The following is a 19,868-nucleotide window of genomic DNA, read 5'->3' on the forward strand; positions in this document are numbered from 1 at the left end:
CCCACCTGAATCGGGAGTTCCTGTGCCACACTCCATGCTCCGCCGTATCCCTGGCGCAGCGCTGTCCACCGCACTCGCCGCCGCCGTCCTGACCGGGACGGCTCCGGCGGCTTCCGCCGCCGAGACGGCGGTGACCCCGCCGCTGAAGGTGCTGACGTACAACACCTTCCTCTTCAGCAAGACGCTGTACCCCAACTGGGGCCAGGACCACCGGGCCGCCGCGATAACCGCGGCCCCGTTCTTCCAGGGCAAGGACGTCGTCGTGGTCCAGGAGGCCTTCGACAACTCCTCGTCGGACGCGCTCAAGCAGAAGGCCGCAGACCAGTACCCGTACCAGACGCCGGTGATGGGGCGGAGCAAGGACGGCTGGGACGCGACGGGCGGTTCGTACTCGGCTGTCACGCCCGAGGACGGCGGTGTCGCGATCCTCAGCAAGTGGCCCGTCGTCCGCAAGGAGCAGTACGTCTACAAGGACGCCTGCGGTGCCGACTGGTGGTCCAACAAGGGCTTCGTGTATGTCGTGCTGAATGTGAACGGCACGAAGGTCCATGTCGTTGGCACGCACGCGCAGTCCACCGACCCGGGCTGCGGCGCGGGCGAGGCGGCGCAGATGCGCAGCCGCCAGTTCAGGGCGATCGACGCCTTCCTCGACGGCAAGAACATCCCCGCGTCCGAACAGGTCATGGTCGCGGGCGACTTCAATGTCGACTCGCGGACGCCGGAGTACAGCACGATGCTCGCCGACGCCGGGCTCACGGCAGCGGACGCCCGCACCGGGCACCCGTACTCCTTCGACACCGAGCAGAACTCGATCGCGAACTACCGGTACCCGGACGACCCGCGCGAGGACCTCGACTACGTCCTGCACCGCGCCGGGCACGCGAAGCCCGCCGGCTGGTCCAATGAGGTGATCAAGGAGCAGAGCGCGCCATGGTCGGTCTCCAGCTGGGGCAGGACGTACACGTACACCAATCTCAGCGACCATTACCCCGTGATCGCGTCCGGCCAGTAGTCGCGAGCCCTTCGCAGCTGGTCAGAGGCCGCTTTTCGACAGTGGCTGCAAGGTAGTTGATGTGTCACGGTGGTGACCATGACGGGGTACGGACACGTCCATGGTCACCACCATCACTCTGCGCACGACCGGATCGACGCGGCCCTCGAAGGGTCGGCGCTGGGGCTGCGCACGCTCTGCTTCTCCTTCGGTGTGCTGGCCGCGACGACCGCCGTCCAGGCGGTGATCGCGGCCGCTTCCGGCTCGGTGGCACTGCTGGGCGACACCGTCCACAACGCGGCCGACGCACTCACCGCGCTGCCGCTCGCCCTGGCCTTTCTCCTCGGCAGGCGGGCGGCCACGCGCCGCTACACCTACGGCTTCGGGCGAGCCGAGGATCTGGCGGGCGTCTTCGTCGTGCTGGTGATCGCCGCGTCCGCCCTCTTCGCCGGATACGAGGCGCTGCGACGGCTGTTCGAGCCGCAGGAGGTCAGTCATCTGACCGCGGTGGCCGGGGGCGCGCTGGTCGGCTTCGCCGGCAACGAGTGGGTGGCGCGGGCCCGCATCCGGACCGGCCGCAGGATCGGTTCGGCCGCGCTCGTGGCCGACGGACTGCACGCCCGCAGCGACGGGTTCACCTCTCTGGCCGTACTGCTGGGCGCGGGCGGATCTGCACTCGGATGGCGGTGGGCCGATCCGGTGACCGGGCTGGCGATCACCGGGGCAATCGCCCTGGTGCTGCGGGGTGCGGCCCGTGAGGTCTGGCACCGGCTGATGGACGCGGTCGACCCGGCGCTGATCGACGCGGCCGAGCACGCGTTGTCCCATGTCGAGGGCGTACTGGCCGTGGGGGACGTGCGTATGCGCTGGCTCGGGCACGGGCTGCGGGCGGAGACCTCGATCGTTGTCGACCCCGCGCTGACGGTGATGCAGGCGCATAAAGTGGCGTTGGCCGCCGAGCACGCCCTGATCAACGGGGTCCGGCGGCTGAGCACGGCCACCGTGCAGATCCATCCCTGACCGTCTTGCCAGGAGGGTGCTCCAGCATTCCCACACCCGTGCGCGCATGACAGGGCCATGCCAAATCGGGCTCCGGACTGCTCCACTCCGCATCACTCCTGGGCACTCCCCCACAGCGGACTCGTACGAAGGAGAAGCCCCCATGAGACGCACGCTCCGCGCGCGCATCTTCCTTTCCGTCCTTATCTCCCTGCCCGCCGTCGGCCTGGGCTCGGGCACCGCCGGCGCCGCCTCGGAACCCACACCGGGCGTCACAGCCTCCGCCAGCCAGTACGCCGTCAACACCAACCTCGAACGCGAACTCGACGACGACAACAGCGCCGGGTCGTATCTCGACCCCGCGACAGGCGAACTGGTCGTCACCGTCACCGATTCGGCCGCGGCCGAAGCGGTGACAGCCGCCGGCGCCCGCCCCAAGCTCGTCGAGCGCAGCACCGCACAGCTCAAGACCGTCATGAACACCCTCGACACCCAGGCGAACATCACCGGCACCTCGTGGGGCATCGACCCCTCCAGGAACCAGGTCGCCGTCGAGGCCGACGCGTCCGTCTCCGTGGCCTCCATGACCCAGCTGCGGAAGGTGGCCGCGGGACTCGGCGAGGCCGTGCGCGTCCAGCGCGTGCCGGGCGTCTTCAAGAAGGAGGTGGACGGCGGCGACGCGATCTACGGCGGGGGCTACCGCTGCTCGGCCGCCTTCAACGTGGCCGGCGGCGGCACGGCCCGCTACTTCCTGACGGCAGGCCACTGCACCAACCAGGCCTACAGGTGGGCGGCGTGGCCCGGCGGACCGTCCATCGGCACCCGCGTAGGCACGAGCTTCCCGACCAACGACTACGGCATCGTCCGCTACTCGGCCAGCGGGCAGCCCTACGGGAGGGTCGACCTGTACAACGGCTCGTACCAGGACATCGCGTCCTCGGCCGATGCCATCGTCGGCCAGTACATCAGGAAGAGCGGCTCGACCACCCATGTGACCACCGGGCGGGTCACCGCGGTGAACGTCACGGTGCACTACCCCGAGGGGACCGTCTACCAAATGGTCCGCACCACGGCGTGTTCGGCCGCCGGCGACAGCGGCGGCGCGCACTTCGCCGGCAACGTGGCCCTGGGCATCCACTCGGGCAGCGCCGGCTGCTCCGGCACCAACGGCTCGGCGATCTTCCAGCCGGTGCGGGAAGCGCTCAGCGCGTACGGAGTGCACGTGTACTGACGCACGACGCGCGGCGACGGCGTGCCCACGGGCGTGGGCACGCCGTCGTGCCGCCGCGCCGCGGGGGCGGGCGCGCCACCCCGGCCTACGGTGGTCCGATGCGCCGCCCCCAGGACCGTGTGGCTCTCGCCTCCTTCGCCGGATGCTCCCTCCTCGCGGGTGGCAACGCCGTCGGCGTCAGGTTCAGCAACCGCGAGCTGGACCCGCTGTGGGGAGCGGCGGTGCGCTTCGGCGCCGCCGCGGTGGTGCTGCTCGCGATCATGGTTCTGCGCCGGCTGCCCCTGCCACGCGGGCGGGCGCTGGCCGGAACCCTGCTCTTCGGCGTGCTGAACTTCGCGGTGACCTTCGGGCTGGCCTACCACGCGCTCGTCCGTATCCACGCCGGTCTCGGCCAGACGATCCTGGCCCTGGTGCCGCTCGTGACCCTTCTGCTGGCCGTGGCCCAGCACCAGGAGCGGTTCCGGACCTCGGCCGTGGTGGGCACCCTCTTCGCGGTCGCGGGAGTCGCACTGGCCTCCCGCGCGCCCCTGCAGAACTCGGTACCGCCGGGCTATCTGCTGGCGCTGCTCGGCAGTGTTCTCTGCCTCGCCCAGGCGGCGGTCCTGGTGCGCCGCCTCCCGGCGGTCCACCCGGTGACCATGAACGCCTTGGGCATGACGGCGGCCGCGGTGGTGCTCTTCGCCGGATCTCTCGTCGCCCGCGACCACTGGACCCTGCCGGAGCGCGCCACTACCTGGTGGGCGCTGGGCTATCTGGTGATCGGTGGCTCAGTGCTGACCTTTGTCCTCTACCTGGTCGTGATCCAGCGCTGGAGCGCGTCGCGGGCCGCGTATGTGTTCGTGATCATCCCGTTGATCACGATCGTCCTGTCGGCCTGGCTCGACGACGAACCCCTGACCGCGGGACTCCTGCTGGGCGCGCCGCTGATCCTTACGGGTGTGTACCTGGGAGCCCTGCGTCCGATACGGCATCCGGTTGACGGCCAATGACAATCGGTCTTCGCTGTACGGCGCCTTTCACAACAATGGTGAGACAGCAATACTGTTGCACCGGACGGATGCCCAGGAGAGGCGAGGCAGACCATGGCGACCGAGACCGAGGAGCCGACGCTCACCGTCGACGAGCTGGCCGCGCGGGCCGGGGTGACGGTGCGGACCATTCGCTTCTACAGCACGCGCGGACTGCTGCCGCCGCCGGTCATCGGGGCGCGGCGCGTCGGGCACTACGGGCCCGGGCATCTGTCCCGGCTCGCCCTGATCGAGGAGCTTCAGCACCAGGGCATGACGCTCGCCGCGATCGAGCGCTATCTGGAGCAGCTGCCGCCGGATCTGAGCGCGCACGATCTCGCCATCCACCGTGCCCTGGTGGCCTCCTGGGCGCCGGACTCGGCCGAGGAGGCCAGCCGCGGCGAGCTGGAGCGCCGCGCGGGGCGGTCGCTCGGCGAGGAGGACATCGACCGGCTCGCTGCGATGGGCGTCCTGGAGCGCGAGGCCGCCGGGGGCGGCTACCGGCTCGACCCGGGGCTGTTGCGGCTCGGGGTGCAGTTGCTCGACGTGCCCATCGCGCACGAGACGATCCTCGCCGCCCGTACCGTCCTGCTGGAGCACACCCGCTCGGCCGCGCACGAGCTCACCCGGCTGTTCCGCGACGAGGTGTGGAACCCTTACCGGGAGCGGGAGTCGGACCCCGAGCATGTGGCCGCGATGAAGTCGCTGTCCGCCCATATGCAGCCGATGGTCGTGCAGGCGCTGGTCACCGCCTTCCAGCGGTCGTTGAAGGAGGAGTTGCGGGCCGCGTTCCGTCAGGAGGGCTGAACGCGGCCCGGACACCAGGCGTCACGCGTCGGGCGTCAGGCGTCACGCGTCGGTGAAGACCTCGCCGCGCTCCGCCTTCTCGACGAGCAGCGCGGGCGGCTCGAACCGCTCGCCGTAGCGCTCGGCGAGTTCACGGGCGCGCGCCACGAAGCCGGGCAGCCCGCCCTCGTAGCCGTTGATGTACTGCAGCACACCGCCCGTCCACGCCGGGAAGCCGATGCCCATGATCGAGCCGATGTTGGCGTCGGCGACCGACGTCAGCACGTCCTCCTCCAGGCAGCGGACCGAGTCCAGCGCTTCGGAGAACAGCATCCGCTCCTTCATGTCGGTGAAGGGGACATCGACGTCCGGCTTCGCGAAGTGCTCGCGCAGGCCCGGCCACAGTCCGGCCCGCTTGCCGTCCTGCCCGTACTCGTAGAAGCCCGCCCCGCCGCTGCGGCCGGTACGCCCGAACTCGTCGACCATCCGGTCGATCACCGCGTCCGCCGGGTGCCCGGCCCACGTGCCGCCCGTCTCCTCGACCGCGCGCCTGGTCTCGTTGCGGATCTTGCGTGGCAGGGTCAGCGTCAGCTCGTCCATCAGCGAGAGCACCTTGGCGGGGTAACCGGCCTGTGCCGCGGCCTGCTCGACCGACACGGGGTCGACGCCCTCGCCGACCATCGCAACGCCTTCGTTGATGAACTGGCCGATCACACGCGAGGTGAAGAAGCCGCGTGAGTCGTTGACCACGATCGGGGTCTTGTTGATCTGGCGGACCAGGTCGAAGGCGCGGGCAAGCGCCTCGTCGCCGGTGCGCTCGCCCTTGATGATCTCGACCAGCGGCATCTTGTCGACGGGCGAGAAAAAGTGCAGACCGATGAAGTCGGCGGGCCGCGAGACACCCTCGGCGAGCACGGTGATGGGCAGCGTCGAGGTGTTGGAGCAGAGCAGCGCGTCCGGCTCGATGACGTCCTGGATCTCCTGGAACACCTTGTGCTTGAGTGCGGTGTCCTCGAACACCGCCTCGATCACGGCGTCGCAGCCCGCGAGATCGGCGGGGTCGGCCGTCGGCGTGATCCGGGCGAGCAGGGCGTCCCGCTTGGCCTCCGTGGTACGGCCCCGGGATAGCGCCTTGTCGAGCAGCTTCTCGGAGTACGCCTTGCCCTTCTGAGCCGCCTCGCCCGTCACGTCCTTGAGGACCACGTCGATGCCCGCACGGGCGCAGCTGTACGCGATGCCCGCGCCCATCATCCCGGCGCCGAGGACGGCGACCTTGCGAACCGGCCGCGGCTCGATGCCCCCCGGGCGGTTGGCGCCGGAGTTGACGGCCTGGAGGTCGAAGAAGAAGGCCTGGATCATGTTCTTGGAGATCTGCCCGGTGACCAGCTCGGTGAAGTACCGGGCCTCGATGGTCAGCGCGGTCTCGAAGTCGACCTGGGAGCCCTCGACGGCCGCGGCGAGGATGTTGCGCGGCGCCGGGTACGGGGCGCCCGCCGTCTGCTTCTTGAGGTTGGCCGGGAAGGCCGGGAGGTTCGCCGCGAAGCGGGGGTTGGAGGGGGTTCCGCCGGGGATCTTGTAGCCCTTGACGTCCCAGGGCTGCTGGGATTCGGGGTTGGCGTCGATGAAGGCGCGCGCCTTGGCGAGCATCTCCTCGGTCGTGGCGGCGACTTCGTGGACGAGCCCGTTTTCCAGGGCGCGCTGCGGCGAGTACTGCGTGCCCTGCAGGAGCACCTTCAGCAGGGCGTCGGCGATGCCCATCAGCCGCACGGTACGGGTGACTCCGCCGCCCGCCGGGAGCAGTCCGAGCGTGACCTCGGGCAGGCCGATCTTGGAGCCGGGTGCGTCGAGCGCGACGCGGTGGTGGCTGGCGAGCGCGATCTCGTAACCGCCGCCCAGCGCCGCGCCGTTGATCGCCGCGACGACCGGCTTGCCGAGGGTCTCGATCCGGCGCAGGGAGTTCTTGATGGCCGTACCGGTGTCGAATGCCTGCTGGGCCTGCTCGGGACCGACCTTGATCATGTCCTTGAGGTCACCGCCGGCGAAGAAGGTCTTCTTGGCGGAGGTGTAGATGATGCCGCGGATCGAGTCCTTCTCGGCCTCGGCCCGGTCGGCGATCGCCGCGATCGAGGCCCTGAAGGCCTGGTTCATGGTGTTCGCGGACTGGTTGGGGTCGTCGAGGACGAGGGTGACGATCCCCGTCTCGTCCTGCTCCCAGCGGATGGTGGTGCTCTCGGTCATTGCGAAGTCTCCTGAGGGTGTGGTGAGGACGCGCACGGACCCGTCGCGCTGCGACGGTCACGCACACGTCCGCGCGGCTGCGCCGTAGCGGCCGGCGGGCTCGCGCACCGGGCGTACGCGTGCCCCGGGCGTGTGCGCGCAGCGCTACAGGCGCTCGACGATCGTGGCGATGCCCATGCCGCCGCCCACGCAGAGCGTGACAAGGCCGTACCGCTTGTCCTGGCGTTCCAGTTCGTCGATGACGGTGCCGAGGATCATCGCGCCCGTCGCACCGAGCGGGTGGCCCATCGCGATCGCGCCGCCGTTGACGTTGATCTTGTCCAGCGGGAGGTTCAGATCCCGGGCGAAGCGCAGCACGACACCGGCGAACGCCTCGTTGATCTCGACGAGATCGATGTCGTCGATCGTCAGTCCGGCCTTGGCGAGCGCCTTGCGGGTGGCGGGCGCGGGACCGGTGAGCATGATGGTCGGCTCGGAGCCGGAGACAGCGGCCGAGACGATGCGGGCGCGCGGGGTCAGGCCGTAGCGCTCGCCGACCTCCTTCGTACCGATCGCGACGAGCGCCGCTCCGTCGACGATGCCGGAGGAGTTGCCCGCGTGGTGGACGTGGTCGATCTTCTCCACCCAGTGGTACTTCTGCAGCGCCACCGCGTCGAAGCCGCCCATGTCGCCGATGCCCGCGAAGGAGGGCTTGAGCGCGGCGAGGCTGTCGGCGGTGGTGCCGGGGCGCATGTGCTCGTCGTGGTCGAGGACGACGAGGCCGTTGCGGTCGCGCACCGCAACGACGGACCGGTCGAAGCGGCCGTCCTTCCAGGCCGCGGCGGCACGCTCCTGGGAGAGCGCGGCGTACTCGTCGACATCGCGCCGGGAGAAGCCCTCGATGGTGGCGATGAGGTCGGCTCCGATGCCCTGCGGGACGAATCCGGTCTCGTAGTTGGTCATCGGATCGGCGAACCAGGCGCCACCGTCGGAGGCCATCGGCACGCGCGACATCGACTCGACGCCACCGGCGAGCACCAGGTCCTCCCAGCCCGAACGGACCTTCATCGCGGCCATGTTGACGGCTTCGAGACCCGACGCACAGAAGCGGTTCTCCTGTACGCCGGCGACGGTGTCGGGCAGTCCGGCGGCGATGGCCGCGATACGGGCGATGTCGGAGCCCTGGTCGCCGACCGGTCCGACGACGCCGAGCACGATGTCGTCGACGGCCGCCGGGTCGAGGCCCGGGAAGCGACTGCGAAGTTCATGGATCAGGCCGACGACGAGATCGATCGGCTTGGTGCCGTGCAGGGCGCCATTGGCCTTGCCGCGCCCACGCGGAGTGCGGATCGCGTCGTACACATACGCTTCGGTACTCAAGACAGCAGCCTTTCAATAAGTGTCAGCAGGTGTCAGCCGAGAAGGGAACGGCCGATGATTTCCTTCATGATCTCGGTCGTGCCGCCGTAGATCGTCTGGATACGGCCGTCCGTGAATGCCCTGGCGACGCGGTATTCCGTCATATAGCCGTAGCCGCCGTGCAGTTGGAGACAGCGGTCGGCGACCCGCTTGTGGAGTTCGGTGGCCCACCACTTGGCCATCGAGGCATGGACCGCGTCGAGTTCCCCGTTCGAGTGATCCACGATGCAGCGGTCGAGGAAGCTGCGGGTCACGGCGCATTCCGTGGCCATTTCGGCGATCTCGAAGCGAATGTGCTGGAGCTTGGAGAGCGACCGCCCGAAGGCCTCCCGCTCCTTGACGTACTGCGTGGTGATCTCGAGGAGATGTTCGGCGCCGGCGATCCCGGCGACCGCGATGCCCATCCGCTCCTGCGCGAGATTGGTCATCAGATGGATGAAAGCGCCGTTGAGTTCGCCGAGCAGGTTCTCTTTGGGGACGCGTACGTCGTTGAAGAACAGCTCCGCGGTGTCCTGGGACTTCTGGCCGATCTTGTCGAGATTGCGGCCGCGCTCGAACCCTTCCGCTCCGCGCTCGACGACCAGCAGCGAGAGGCCCTTGGCCCCGCCCTCCGGGGTGGTCTTTGCGACGACGATCACCAGGTCGGCGAGGATTCCGTTGGAGATGAAGGTCTTGGAGCCGCCCAGGACCCAGTGGTCTCCGCGGTCCTCGGCGCTGGTGCGGATGCCCTGGAGGTCGGAACCGGCACCCGGCTCGGTCATCGCGATGGCGGTGATGATCTCGCCACTGCAGAAGCCGGGCAGCCAGCGCCGCTTCTGCTCCTCGGTGGCGAGGCCGGTGAGGTACGGGCCGATGATGTCGTTGTGCAGTCCGAGTGCGAGTCCGGCCACGCCTGCGCGCGTGAACTCCTCGGCCAGGACGGCGCTGTAGCGGAAGTCGGCGTTCCCGCCGCCTCCGTACTCTTCGGGCACGGCCAGACCGAGCAGGCCCTGCCTCCCTGCCGCCAGCCAGGCGTCGCGGCTGACGATGCCGTTTTTCTCCCACTGCTCGTAGTGCGGAAGGACCTCCTTCGCGAGGAAGGTGCGCACGGTTTCGCGAAAGGCGTCGTGCTCGGCGGTGAAGATCTGACGCTTCAACAGTCCTCCTCGGACTCTGTCCCGGTGAGGTCGGGCAGTTGCCAGTCGCGGGCCACATCGGCGGTGTCGGCGCCCGGCTGGGCGGGCCCCCGGTCCACGGAGCCGGGCGTGGCCGAGAAGCGGGGTGCGGGCGCGGGCTGGGTGATTCCGCCGTGGTCGACGAAGGTTCCGCGGGCTGCGAGATGGGGGTGCGAGGGGGCTTCACTCAGGGAGAGCACGGGTGCGACGCAGGCGTCCGAGCCCTCGAAGACCGCCGTCCATTCCTCGCGGGTCCTGGTTCTGAAGCGGGCGGCGACGGCGGCACGCAGTTCGCCCCAGCGGGCGAAGTCCTTACGGGCCGGAGCCTCGTCCTTGATGCCGAGCAGTTCGATGAACTCGTTGTAGAACTGCTGCTCCAGCGCCCCGACGGCCATGTACTGGCCGTCCGAGGTCTCGTAGTTCCCGTAGAAGGGGCAGCCTCCGTCGAGGAGGTTCGCCCCGCGCCGGTCCTGCCAGCCGCCGGCCGCCATCATTCCGTGGATCATCGTGGCGAGATGGGCGGCTCCGTCGACGATGGCCGCGTCCACGACCTGGCCGGATCCCCCCTCGGTCCGCGCGTAGTGCAGGGCCGCGAGGACTCCGACGACGAGATAGAGCGAGCCGCCCGCGTAGTCGCCGACGAGATTGGCCGGGACGGCGGGCGGCTCGTCGGGCTTGCCGATCATGCCGAGCGTGCCGCTGACGGCGATGTACGCGATGTCGTGGCCGGCACGCTGGGCGAGCGGTCCCCCCTGGCCCCAGCCGGTCATCCGCCCGTAGACCAGCTTCGGATTGCGCTCCAGGCATTCCTGCGGCCCGACGCCGAGCCGCTCCGCGACGCCGGGACGGTAGCCCTCGATCAGTACGTCGGCCCGCTCGACCATGTCGAGGACCCTGGCCGGGCCGTCGGCGGCCTTGAGATCGAGGAGGACGGAGCGCTTGTTGCGGTTGGTGAGGTCGTACGCCGGATCAATCGCGAGCCCCGAACCGCCGGGCCGGTCGACCCGTACGACATCGGCGCCCAGATCGGCCAGGAGCATGGCGGCGAACGGACCGGGCCCGATGCCCGCCAGTTCGACCACCCGCACCCCGGCGAGCGGGCCGTTCCCCATCGCTGCCATCGAGCCCCCAGCACTGCTTGTGACACAACTGATGTAACACCAGCGATGGTAAGAACACGTTCCACCCGGCACAAGGGTCTGGGCCGAGCAAGCGCTTAGAATTGGCCGTAGCCTACACGCGCCTTCTGACCGAAATCATGCCTTTCCGGCGGATGTCGTCGAGGTAAGCCGGTGTTCACCGCGCCGGAGCGCCTCCCGCCCTCACCTGGCCCGCCGCCGTCTTGACGGCTCTGGACACCTCGTCGGCACGCGAGAGTCCGGGGGCCAGCCAGTGGTAGGTGCCCACGGCCATGACCCTGGCCCGCGAACCGTCCGTCAGCCGGATGTCCACCGCGCCGTGGCCCGGAGCGGCGGATGCGACCTCCGTCAGGGAAATGTGCCGGTCGGCGACCAGATTGCGGACAACGACCTCGTCGTCGGTCAGGGACACCCGGCGGTTGAAGGCGAGCAGCAGCAGATAGCCGGAGAAGACGATCAGCACCCCCGCCATGCCGTAGAGCTGGCCCACCCCCTCGTCGGCGGTCGCGGCGAGTGCCAGCAGTGCGGCGCCCGCGACGAGCCCGCACACCGCGAGCGCGGTGTGGAACCACCGCAACAGGCGGTGGGGACGCCATGTACGCATGTCTTCACGCTAGATCCGGCCCCGGGGCCGGGCATGTTACCGATGGGAAACGCATCTTCTTCCCAGGACCGTTCGCACGCTAGCCTCAGCCACCGACATGACCGCGGGGGCAACGGCGGAGGAGCCATTGAACAGGCAGAACGGGACCGATCGCGCACAGCGCCCGTACGACATCGTGCTCTTTGGGGCGACGGGTTTCGTCGGCGTGCTCACCGCGGAGTACCTCGCGGCACACGCGCCCGACGGCTGCCGCTGGGCCGTCGCGGGCCGCAGCCGGGAGAAGCTGGAGCAGCTGCGTGAGCGTCTTGCCGCCAAGCACCCCGGCTGCGCCGGGCTGCCGCTGATCGAGGCGGACGTGAACGATCCCGAGGCGCTTCGCCAACTCGCCGAGTCCGCCCGTGTGGTGGCCACGACCGTGGGCCCCTACCTGCTGTACGGCGAGGCACTGGTCGCCGCGTGCGCGGAGGCCGGGACCGACTACGTCGACCTGACTGGCGAGCCCGAGTTCGTGGACCTGATGTACCTACGTCATGACGCGCGGGCCAGGGAGACCGGGGCCCGGCTGATCCACGCCTGTGGCTTCGACTCGGTACCGCACGACCTGGGCGCGTACTTCACCGTCCAGCAGCTGCCCGAGGACGTGCCGCTGCGCGTCGACGGGTTCGTACGCTCCAACGCCTCCTTCTCCGGCGGGACTCTCGCCTCCGCGCTGAACGCCATGGGCCGGGGCCGGCAGATGCTGCGGGCCGCGCACGAGCGGCGGCTGCACGAGCCGCGACTGGTGGGACGACGTGCGCGGGCGCCGCTCGGCGGGCCACGGTTCAGCCGCGAGACCGGGGCCTGGGCGCTGCCGCTGCCGACGGTCGACGCGCAGATCATCGCGCGCTCGGCTCGGTCGCTGAAGCGGTACGGCCCGGACTTCCGCTACCGGCACTACGCGGCGGTCCGCACACTGCCGATGGCAGCGGGCGGTGCCGCGGCCGTGGGTACGCTCTTCGCGCTGGCCCAACTGCCGCCCGCACGGCGCTGGTTGTCGGAGCGGATCAAGCCGGGCGAGGGTCCGGACGAGCGGCGACGGGCGAAAAGCTGGTTCTCGGTGCGTTTCGTGGGCGAGGGCGGCGGCCGCACGGTGTTCACCGAGGTGTCGGGCGGCGATCCGGGCTACGGCGAGACGGCGAAGATGCTCGCCGAGTCCATGCTGTGCCTGGCCTACGACCAACTGCCTGACACCTCCGGGCAGGTGACCACGGCGGTGGCGATGGGTGATGCGCTGCTGGAGCGGCTTCAGGCGGCGGGTATCCGCTTCCGGGTGGCCGCCACCCGCTGAGCCGTCGGCCGGGGCGGTCAGGCGGTCAGGCGGTCAGGCGGTCGGGCGGTCAGGCGGTCAGGCGGTCAGGCGGTCAGGGCCGTGTAGACCATGGATCCCACCCAGGCGAAGCCCGCCAGCGCGCCCAGGATGAGCACCGCCGTCACGATCCGCTCCACGGGGTGGCTGGTCTCGGTCGCACTGTGCGTCGTGTGTGAAGTCATGCGTGGGAGCTTGCCGATCACGGCTCGCTCCCCGCATCCGCGTTGCTACTCAGATCACCGCCCGGGTACGTGAGTACGAGGTACCCGGGCGGTGCTCTCCGCGAGAGCACGCCGGCAGAGGCGGTCGGCCAGGCGCGTCGATTCGGGGAGCCGGTATCGGGACGCGAGGTGGAGGGTGTGCGCGCAGGCGTTGTCGAGCGTGGTTCGGTGGCCGACCGAGACGAAGACCGGCTTGACGTCGTCCTGGGTGCGCAGCGCCCGGCCGACCTCCTCGCCGTCATCGGCCAGCAGGGCGGCGAAGTCGCCGCGCCGCGGCCCCAGTTCGCCGTAGCTGAAGACGAAAGGGTTCTTGGCGACGCCGATCACGGGCAGCCCGGTCAGCACACCCAGATGTGAGGCGAGCCCGAGACGGCGGGGATGCGCCCGGCCGTAGCCGTCGCAGACGACAAGTCCGGGATCCGATGTGAGGGATTCCAGGACGGCGAGCACGGTCGGGATCTCCCGGAAGGCCAGCAGCCCGGGAACGTACGGGAAGGCCACCCGCCCGAGGGCCGTGGCCTCTTCGACGACGGTGAGCGTCGCGGCATCCAGGACGACGGCCGCCGCGGCCACGACGTCGCGGTCGTCGTCGTAGGCGACATCGACGCCCGTCACCAGGCCGGTGGCGGGCGGCGGCCCCGGCTGGTCGAAGACGACGCGCGTGCGCAGTTCGTCCTGGACGGCCAGGGCGGCGGCCTCGTCGGCGGGCCAGTGCGGGGGCGTCTCGATGATCTTCATAGTGACGCCCAGCCTACGACCCGGATCGCACCCTACGAGGGCGTCCCGGCCTGCGGGTGCCCCTCGCACCGTGTCGCGTAGCCTGGCGATCATGTTTGTACTGGAATTGACCTACACCGCACCCGTCGAGCGCGTCGACGAGCTCCTCGACGCGCATGTGGCCTGGCTGGACGCGCTGTACGAGGAGGGCGTGTTCATCGCGTCGGGCCGCAAGAATCCCCGGGACGGCGGGGTGATCCTGGCCGTGGGGGACGACCGCGCGACGATCGAGAAGATCGCGGCGGCCGACCCCTTCACGGTGGGCGGCGTGTGCGAGTACCGGATCACCGAGTTCATCGCGACCAAGACCGCGCCCGAACTCGCCCCGTACCGCCAGCAGTTGCCCTCCTAGCACGATGGACGGGCGTGGCTCAGAACTCCAGCCGTGCGGCTCAGAACTCCAGCCGTGCCACGCGGCCCTTCTCGCCCGAGGCCCAGCAGCCGAAGTCGGCCGTGCAGTCGACGGTGTCGTACGAACCGGTGTCGACCGTGCGCCAGCTGCGGCCGCCGTCCAGGGTCAGGTCGGTCCCGGTCGGGCCGACGGCGAGCGCCGCCGAACGGCTGTGCGGCAGCCAGGTCACGCCCGAGCGGTAGGCGGGCGGGGGTGTCTTCGCCTGCTGCCAGCTGCGGCCGCCGTCGCCGCTGACCGCTCCGGCGCTCGGGGATGTCTGGTCGGGGCGGTAGTCACCGCCGACGGCGATGCCGTGGGCGCGGTCGTTGAAGGCGAGCGCGAAGACTCCGCGGGCCGGGTCCCCCGCCGGGATGGTCGTGTGGGTGGCGCTCCAGTGGAGGCCGCGGTCGGAGGAGTGCAGCACGCGCGCGGTCGCGCCGCCGCCGGTGGCCAGCCAGACGTCCTTGGGCCCTGAGCTGACCAGGCACTGGCCGCTGGCCGCGAAGGCCGCCTCGCCCGGCAGCGCATCGGGCATCCCGGCGCTCGGCAGCACCTTCCACGACTTTCCGCCGTCGCCGGTCGACAGGATGCGGTACTTGCCGTCCACCGGATCGCTCATCGCCAGGCCGTGGCGGTTGTCGAAGAAGGTGATGCAGTCGTAGAAGGCCTTCGGGTCGGTGTTACGGAAGGACTCGGACCAGCTCGCGCCGCCGTCGTCGGTGCGCAAGACCCGGGACGCCTCGCCCTCGCCGATGGCCAGCACCACGGCCCGCCTGCCGTCGAAGGCCTCGATGTCGCGGAACTCCAGCCCGCCCGCTCCCGGCGGAGAGACGTCTCGCCAGCTGCGCCCCCCGTCCGCCGTGCGCAGGACCGTGCCTTTGGATCCCGCCACCCAGGCGGTCCGCCGGCTGACCGCCGCGAGGCCGCGGAACCGTACGTCGGTGCCTGTGTTCTTCAGGTTCCAGGCGGGCCTCTCCCCGGCCGTCGTCTCTTCCGCTTGTTGAGTCGCCTGTGCCGGGGCGGCCAGTGCGGCGGCGACCGCCGCCGCGCACAGCCCCACCGACACCATTCGTCGCGTCTTCCCCTTGGACGTCATGGCGCTGGAAGCTAACCCACGGGCATGAGCCCGTCCAGGGTGCGGTCCGACGGCGGCGGTGACACAGGTCACTCCTACTTCGGATGCACGGATTCCGTCGTTCCGACGTCTCTGACGGTGTCAGCCAGACGTCAGCGAGCCGCGCACGAAGGAGCAGGCCTTGTCCACCGTCATCGAGCAGGCCGTGCAGGCCCGCCTGGTCGCCTCGGCGCCCCAGATGGAGACTGTTCCCGCCACGCTGCGTTACGACCGCGAGGACCCCTTCGCCGTACGGATGGCCTTCCCGCCCCCCGCGACCCTGGAGGGCAATGAAGTGTCGTGGGCCTTCTCGCGCGAGCTGCTCACGGCGGGAGTCGACGGACCGGCCGGCGTCGGCGACGTGCGCGTCAGACCCTTTGGCTTCGACCGCACGGTCCTGGAGTTCCACGCCCCCGAAGGCGTTGCGATGGTGCACATCCGCACCAGCGAGGTGCGCCGTTTCCTCAAGCGCGTCCAGGGCATGGTCCCCCGCGGCCGTGAGCACATCTATCTCGATCTCGACCACAACCTGGCCGAGCTGCTGCGCGACGCCTGCTGACGTCGGCGTTCCCCCTTCCCTGATATTTCATTGACAGCCATCGGACCCCCTCCTACGGTGTACAGCGGTTCTGTTGCCGCCCGAATGGAGAAGGACGTTGCTCGTCTGAGGTCTTGAGACACCGTGCGTCACAGCTGCTCTTGTCACGCTGTGCGCTCCGCGTGCGACCTCGGCATTCGAGCCGTCCTCCCCTGCCGGGACCTGTTCCATCCCCTTTGTGTCCCCCGGCGGCCGTCGCCCGCGCCCAGGTGTCTCCACCCGTTGCCCTCACCCCTCTTCACGCAACCGGGAGACCCGTATGTCTACTGCCCCCACCCACATCACCTGCTCCTCGCTCACTTTCGCCTGGCCGGACGGCACCGGCGTCTTCGACGACTTCCAGCTGGCGGTCGGTCCGGGCAGAACCGGGCTGATCGGTCTCAACGGGTCAGGAAAGTCAACGCTGTTGAAGCTGATCGCCGCCGAACTGACGCCGACGGACGGCACGGTCCGCACCACGGGCGAGGTCGGCTATCTGGCACAGGACCTCGTCCTCGACACGGCGCTACGGGTGGACGAAGTGCTGGGCATCGCCCGCACGCGCGCCGCCCTGCACGCCATCGAGGCGGGCGACCCGAGCGAGGAACACTTCACGACGGTCGGTGACGATTGGGACGTCGAGGAGCGGGCTCACGCCACCCTCGACCAGCTCGGGCTCGGCCGCATCGGGCTGGAGCGCACCATCGGCGAAGTCTCGGGCGGCGAGGGCGTCCTGCTGCGGCTGGCTGCTCTGCTGCTGGCCCGGCCCGGCGTGCTGCTGCTCGACGAGCCGACCAACAACCTCGATCTGTACGCGCGCCGAAGGCTGTACGAGGCCGTCGCCTCCTGGTCCGGCGTGATGGTCGTGGTCAGCCACGACCGTGAACTGCTGGAGCGGGTCGACCAGATCGCCGATCTGCGCGACGGGGAGGTCAGGTGGTACGGCGGCAACTTCTCCGCGTACGAGGAGGCACTCGCCGTCGAGCAGGACGCCGCGGAGCGGATGGTGCGCGTCGCCGAGGCGGACATGCAGCGGCAGAAGCGCGAACTGGCCGATTCCCACGTGAAGTTGGCGCGACGCAAGCGGTTCGGGCAGAAGAGTTATGAGAACCGGCGCGTACCCAAGATCATCGCCAATGCCCGCAAGGCCGAGGCCCAGGTCTCGGCGGGCAAACTCCGCCTCATGCACGAAGGCAGGCTCGCCGAGGCCAGGGAACGCCTCGACGAGGCTGTGGACGCGGTGCGCGACGACGACGAGATCCGCATCGAGCTGCCGTTCACCACGGTCCATCCGGGCCGGGACGTTCTGCGCCTGAGCGAGCTGCGGCTGCGCTACGGAGCCGAGGTGAGGGGAGAGTTCGAAATCCGCGGCCCCGAGAGGGTCGCGCTGCTCGGGCGCAACGGAGCGGGCAAGACGACGCTCCTGAGGACCATCGCAGGCGAGCTGGAGCCGCTCGCGGGTGAGGCCGTGGCGCAGGTCCCGGTGCGTTTTCTGCCGCAGCGGCTCGATGTGCTGGACGACGAGCTGAGCGTGGTGGAGAACGTGGCGCGGTTCGCGCCCGACGCCACCAACAACCGGATCAGGGCGCGGCTGGCCCGCTTTCTCTTCCGGGGCGCGCGGGCCGACCAGCTTGCCGGGACGCTGTCGGGCGGTGAGCGGTTCCGCGCCGCACTTGCCGCGCTGCTGCTCGCCGAACCGGCGCCGCAGCTGGTGATGCTGGACGAGCCGACGAACAATCTGGACATGGCGAGCGTCCGGAAGCTGACGGCGGCCCTGGAGTCGTACGAGGGAGCGCTGATCGTGGCGAGCCACGATGTGCCGTTCCTGGACTCGATCGGCATCACGCGCCGGCTGTTGCTGGACGGCGAACTGCGCGACATCACGCCGGGCGAGGTACGGGAGGGGGCGCCGGGTCGCTGACACGGTCCGTAGGGATTCCATCACCCGAGCGCGGCGGGTCATGATGGGCGCCACCAGCCCCGTATCCCCCTGGAGAACCCCTCGTGCCCAGCAGGAAAGCCTTGATCCGCCGCCCCAGCCCGCGTCTCGCCGAGGGTCTGGTCACCCATGTCGAGCGCTCCCCTGTCGACGTCGAACTGGCGCTGGAACAGTGGGAGACGTACGCCGAGACCTTGCGTGAGCACGGTTGGGAGACCGTCGAGACGGAACCGGCCGACGACTGCCCGGACGGTGTGTTCATCGAGGACACGGTGGTGATGTTCCGCAATGTCGCGCTGATCGCCCGGCCGGGGGCCGAGTCCCGCAGGCCGGAGACGGCGGCCGTCGAGGAGACCGTGGCTCGCCTGGGCTGCTCGGTGAACTGGGTGTGGGAGCCGGGCACGCTCGACGGCGGAGATGTGCTCAAGGTCGGCGACACGATCTACGTGGGGCGCGGCGGGCGTACGAACGCGGCGGGCGTGCAGCAGCTGCGCGCCACGTTCGAGCCGCTGGGCGCCCGGGTCGTGGCGGTGCCGGTGACCAAGGTGCTGCATCTGAAGTCGGCGGTGACCGCGCTGCCCGACGGGGCCGTCATCGGCTACCCGCCGCTGGTGGACACCCCCACTGTCTTCCCGCGCCACCTGCCCGTGCCGGAGGAGTCGGGGGCGCATGTGGTGCTCCTCGGCGGCGGGAAGCTGCTGATGGCGGCGAGCGCGCCGAAGACGGCAGAGCTGTTCACGGATCTCGGCTACCAGCCCGTGATGGTGGACATCAGCGAGTTCGAGAAGCTCGAAGGCTGCGTGACCTGCCTCTCCGTACGCGTCCGCGACCTGTACGCATAACGGAACGTAACCGGACATCCGTCATCCGGGCTTGGCCGGGGGCTTACTGCGGCCTTAACCTACGGTCTCGTAACCTACGAATACGTAGGTAACTGTCCCGTCCCCCTGGAGCACCCGTGACGATCACCTCTCCCCACCTCGGCAGTTCGGAAGCGTGGACTGACGCCCGACTGCTGTACGCGCTGGAAGAGGTGGTGGAGAAGGAGCTCAACCGCCATCTCAAGGTCGCCAAGGACTGGATGCCGCACGAGTACGTCCCGTTCGGCGACGGCCGCAACTTCCCCGGCTTCTTCGAGGACGGCCAGGCCTGGGAGTCCGAGCAGTCCAAGGTCACCGACATCGGCCGGATCGCGCTGGTGGTGAACCTGCTGACCGAGGACAACCTCCCCAGCTACCACCACGAGATCGCCTCGCTCTTCGGCCGCGACGGCGCCTGGGGCACCTGGGTGCACCGCTGGACCGCGGAAGAGGGCCGGCACGGCATCGTGATGCGCGACTACCTGCTCACCTCGCGTGCGGTCGACCCGGACAAGCTCGAGGAGTTCCGGATGGCGCACATGGCGGAGGGCTTCGAGTCCGACAACCGCCACTCGATGCTGCACTCCGTGGCGTACGTCGCCTTCCAGGAGCTCGCCACCCGCGTCTCGCACCGCAACACCGGCCACCAGTCCGGCGACCCGGTCTGCGACCGGATGCTGGCGCGGATCGCGACCGACGAGAACCTGCACATGGTCTTCTACCGCAACCTGCTGGGCGCGGCCTTCGAGCTCGCCCCGGATCTGACCATGGAGGCTGTGCGCGACGTCGTCGTCAACTTCCGGATGCCCGGGCACGGCATGCCCGGCTTCGAGCGGGCCGCCGCGCAGATGGCGATCGGCGAGATCTACAACATGCGCATTCACCACGACGACGTACTGCAGCCGGTGCTGCGCTTCCTCAAGGTGCTCGACATGGACGGTCTGGGCCCGGAGGGCCTGAAGGCGCAGGAAGAGCTCGGCCTCTACATGAACGGGCTGAACTCCGAGGCGTCGAAGTTCGACGAGAAGCTCGCGGCCCGCAAGGCGCGGATGCAGGCGCGCGCGGCCGGCTGAGGTCCGCGTCGAACGGGCGGC

The 19,868-nt window shown here is 69.8% G+C and carries 19 protein-coding genes; 11 read left to right on the forward strand and 8 right to left on the reverse strand.

Annotated elements, in window-relative coordinates; genetic code table 11:
• Positions 1 to 34: 34 nt before the first annotated feature.
• The 5 genes from sph (at position 35) to FBY35_RS05640 (ending at position 5,035) form a co-directional block, all read left to right on the forward strand.
• Positions 35 to 1,012 (forward strand): sphingomyelin phosphodiesterase, encoded by a 978-nt coding sequence (gene sph, locus FBY35_RS05620; RefSeq protein ID WP_399208235.1) that lies wholly within the window; start codon positions 35 to 37, stop codon positions 1,010 to 1,012.
• A gap of 78 nt (positions 1,013 to 1,090) precedes the next feature.
• Entirely contained in the window at positions 1,091 to 2,011 is a 921-nt protein-coding gene (locus FBY35_RS05625; protein WP_142212721.1) for a cation diffusion facilitator family transporter, read from the forward strand.
• Positions 2,012 to 2,153: 142 nt separating this feature from the next.
• The gene (locus FBY35_RS05630; protein WP_142212722.1) at positions 2,154 to 3,221 is read left to right on the forward strand and encodes a S1 family peptidase; all 1,068 of its coding nucleotides are present in this window, start codon (positions 2,154 to 2,156) and stop codon (positions 3,219 to 3,221) included.
• A 98-nt stretch (positions 3,222 to 3,319) separates the two neighbouring features.
• On the forward strand, positions 3,320 to 4,210 hold the full coding sequence (locus FBY35_RS05635) for a DMT family transporter (RefSeq protein ID WP_142212723.1): 891 nt from the start codon (positions 3,320 to 3,322) through the stop codon (positions 4,208 to 4,210).
• Between the two features lie 93 nt (positions 4,211 to 4,303).
• A complete protein-coding gene (locus tag FBY35_RS05640) occupies positions 4,304 to 5,035 on the forward strand; it encodes a MerR family transcriptional regulator (RefSeq protein WP_142212724.1) in 732 nt (243 codons plus the stop codon).
• Positions 5,036 to 5,077: 42 nt separating this feature from the next.
• On the opposite strand, the gene FBY35_RS05645 is transcribed toward FBY35_RS05640, so the two are convergent.
• The 5 genes from FBY35_RS05645 to FBY35_RS05665 form a co-directional block, all read right to left on the reverse strand.
• The gene (locus tag FBY35_RS05645) at positions 5,078 to 7,252 is read right to left on the reverse strand and encodes a 3-hydroxyacyl-CoA dehydrogenase NAD-binding domain-containing protein (RefSeq protein WP_142212725.1); all 2,175 of its coding nucleotides are present in this window, start codon (positions 7,250 to 7,252) and stop codon (positions 5,078 to 5,080) included.
• A gap of 144 nt (positions 7,253 to 7,396) precedes the next feature.
• On the reverse strand, positions 7,397 to 8,611 hold the full coding sequence (locus tag FBY35_RS05650) for an acetyl-CoA C-acetyltransferase (RefSeq protein ID WP_142212726.1): 1,215 nt from the start codon (positions 8,609 to 8,611) through the stop codon (positions 7,397 to 7,399).
• A 32-nt stretch (positions 8,612 to 8,643) separates the two neighbouring features.
• Positions 8,644 to 9,786, reverse strand: a complete 1,143-nt coding sequence (locus tag FBY35_RS05655) for an acyl-CoA dehydrogenase family protein (RefSeq protein ID WP_142212727.1) — start codon at positions 9,784 to 9,786, stop codon at positions 8,644 to 8,646.
• Positions 9,783 to 10,925: a CaiB/BaiF CoA-transferase family protein gene (locus tag FBY35_RS05660; protein WP_186356863.1), complete on the reverse strand. Its 1,143-nt coding sequence runs from the start codon at positions 10,923 to 10,925 to the stop codon at positions 9,783 to 9,785. The genes FBY35_RS05655 and FBY35_RS05660 overlap by 4 nt, the downstream gene beginning before the upstream one ends.
• A gap of 175 nt (positions 10,926 to 11,100) precedes the next feature.
• On the reverse strand, positions 11,101 to 11,547 hold the full coding sequence (locus FBY35_RS05665; protein WP_142212728.1) for a hypothetical protein: 447 nt from the start codon (positions 11,545 to 11,547) through the stop codon (positions 11,101 to 11,103).
• A gap of 127 nt (positions 11,548 to 11,674) precedes the next feature.
• Here FBY35_RS05665 and FBY35_RS05670 point away from each other — a divergent pair, with 127 nt between their 5' ends.
• On the forward strand, positions 11,675 to 12,874 hold the full coding sequence (locus FBY35_RS05670; protein ID WP_142212729.1) for a trans-acting enoyl reductase family protein: 1,200 nt from the start codon (positions 11,675 to 11,677) through the stop codon (positions 12,872 to 12,874).
• Between the two features lie 65 nt (positions 12,875 to 12,939).
• Here the strand turns inward: FBY35_RS05670 and mmpA are convergent, their stop codons facing one another.
• Positions 12,940 to 13,077 (reverse strand): morphogenic membrane protein MmpA, encoded by a 138-nt coding sequence (gene mmpA / locus FBY35_RS36365; RefSeq protein ID WP_186356864.1) that lies wholly within the window; start codon positions 13,075 to 13,077, stop codon positions 12,940 to 12,942.
• Positions 13,078 to 13,131: 54 nt separating this feature from the next.
• Complete coding sequence (locus FBY35_RS05675; RefSeq protein ID WP_142212730.1) at positions 13,132 to 13,854, reverse strand: endonuclease V; 723 nt, start codon at positions 13,852 to 13,854, stop codon at positions 13,132 to 13,134.
• A 91-nt stretch (positions 13,855 to 13,945) separates the two neighbouring features.
• Here FBY35_RS05675 and FBY35_RS05680 point away from each other — a divergent pair, with 91 nt between their 5' ends.
• The gene (locus tag FBY35_RS05680; RefSeq protein WP_142212731.1) at positions 13,946 to 14,245 is read left to right on the forward strand and encodes a YciI family protein; all 300 of its coding nucleotides are present in this window, start codon (positions 13,946 to 13,948) and stop codon (positions 14,243 to 14,245) included.
• A 40-nt stretch (positions 14,246 to 14,285) separates the two neighbouring features.
• Here FBY35_RS05680 and FBY35_RS05685 read toward each other — a convergent pair whose 3' ends face one another.
• Positions 14,286 to 15,380 carry an oxidoreductase gene (locus FBY35_RS05685; RefSeq protein WP_260848526.1) on the reverse strand — a complete coding sequence of 365 codons (1,095 nt, stop codon included), beginning with the start codon at positions 15,378 to 15,380 and terminating at the stop codon, positions 14,286 to 14,288.
• Between the two features lie 160 nt (positions 15,381 to 15,540).
• Here FBY35_RS05685 and FBY35_RS05690 point away from each other — a divergent pair, with 160 nt between their 5' ends.
• The 4 genes from FBY35_RS05690 (at position 15,541) to FBY35_RS05705 (ending at position 19,847) form a co-directional block, all read left to right on the forward strand.
• Complete coding sequence (locus FBY35_RS05690; protein WP_142212732.1) at positions 15,541 to 15,957, forward strand: SsgA family sporulation/cell division regulator; 417 nt, start codon at positions 15,541 to 15,543, stop codon at positions 15,955 to 15,957.
• Between the two features lie 298 nt (positions 15,958 to 16,255).
• Entirely contained in the window at positions 16,256 to 17,896 is a 1,641-nt protein-coding gene (locus tag FBY35_RS05695) for an ABC-F family ATP-binding cassette domain-containing protein (RefSeq protein WP_142212733.1), read from the forward strand.
• An 83-nt stretch (positions 17,897 to 17,979) separates the two neighbouring features.
• Positions 17,980 to 18,756 carry a dimethylargininase gene (gene ddaH / locus FBY35_RS05700; protein WP_142212734.1) on the forward strand — a complete coding sequence of 259 codons (777 nt, stop codon included), beginning with the start codon at positions 17,980 to 17,982 and terminating at the stop codon, positions 18,754 to 18,756.
• A 116-nt stretch (positions 18,757 to 18,872) separates the two neighbouring features.
• On the forward strand, positions 18,873 to 19,847 hold the full coding sequence (locus tag FBY35_RS05705; protein WP_142212735.1) for an acyl-ACP desaturase: 975 nt from the start codon (positions 18,873 to 18,875) through the stop codon (positions 19,845 to 19,847).
• The last annotated feature ends 21 nt before the right edge of the window (positions 19,848 to 19,868 follow it).

Origin of the sequence: Streptomyces sp. SLBN-118, from assembly GCF_006715635.1 — a bacterium.
Lineage (GTDB): Bacteria > Actinomycetota > Actinomycetes > Streptomycetales > Streptomycetaceae > Streptomyces.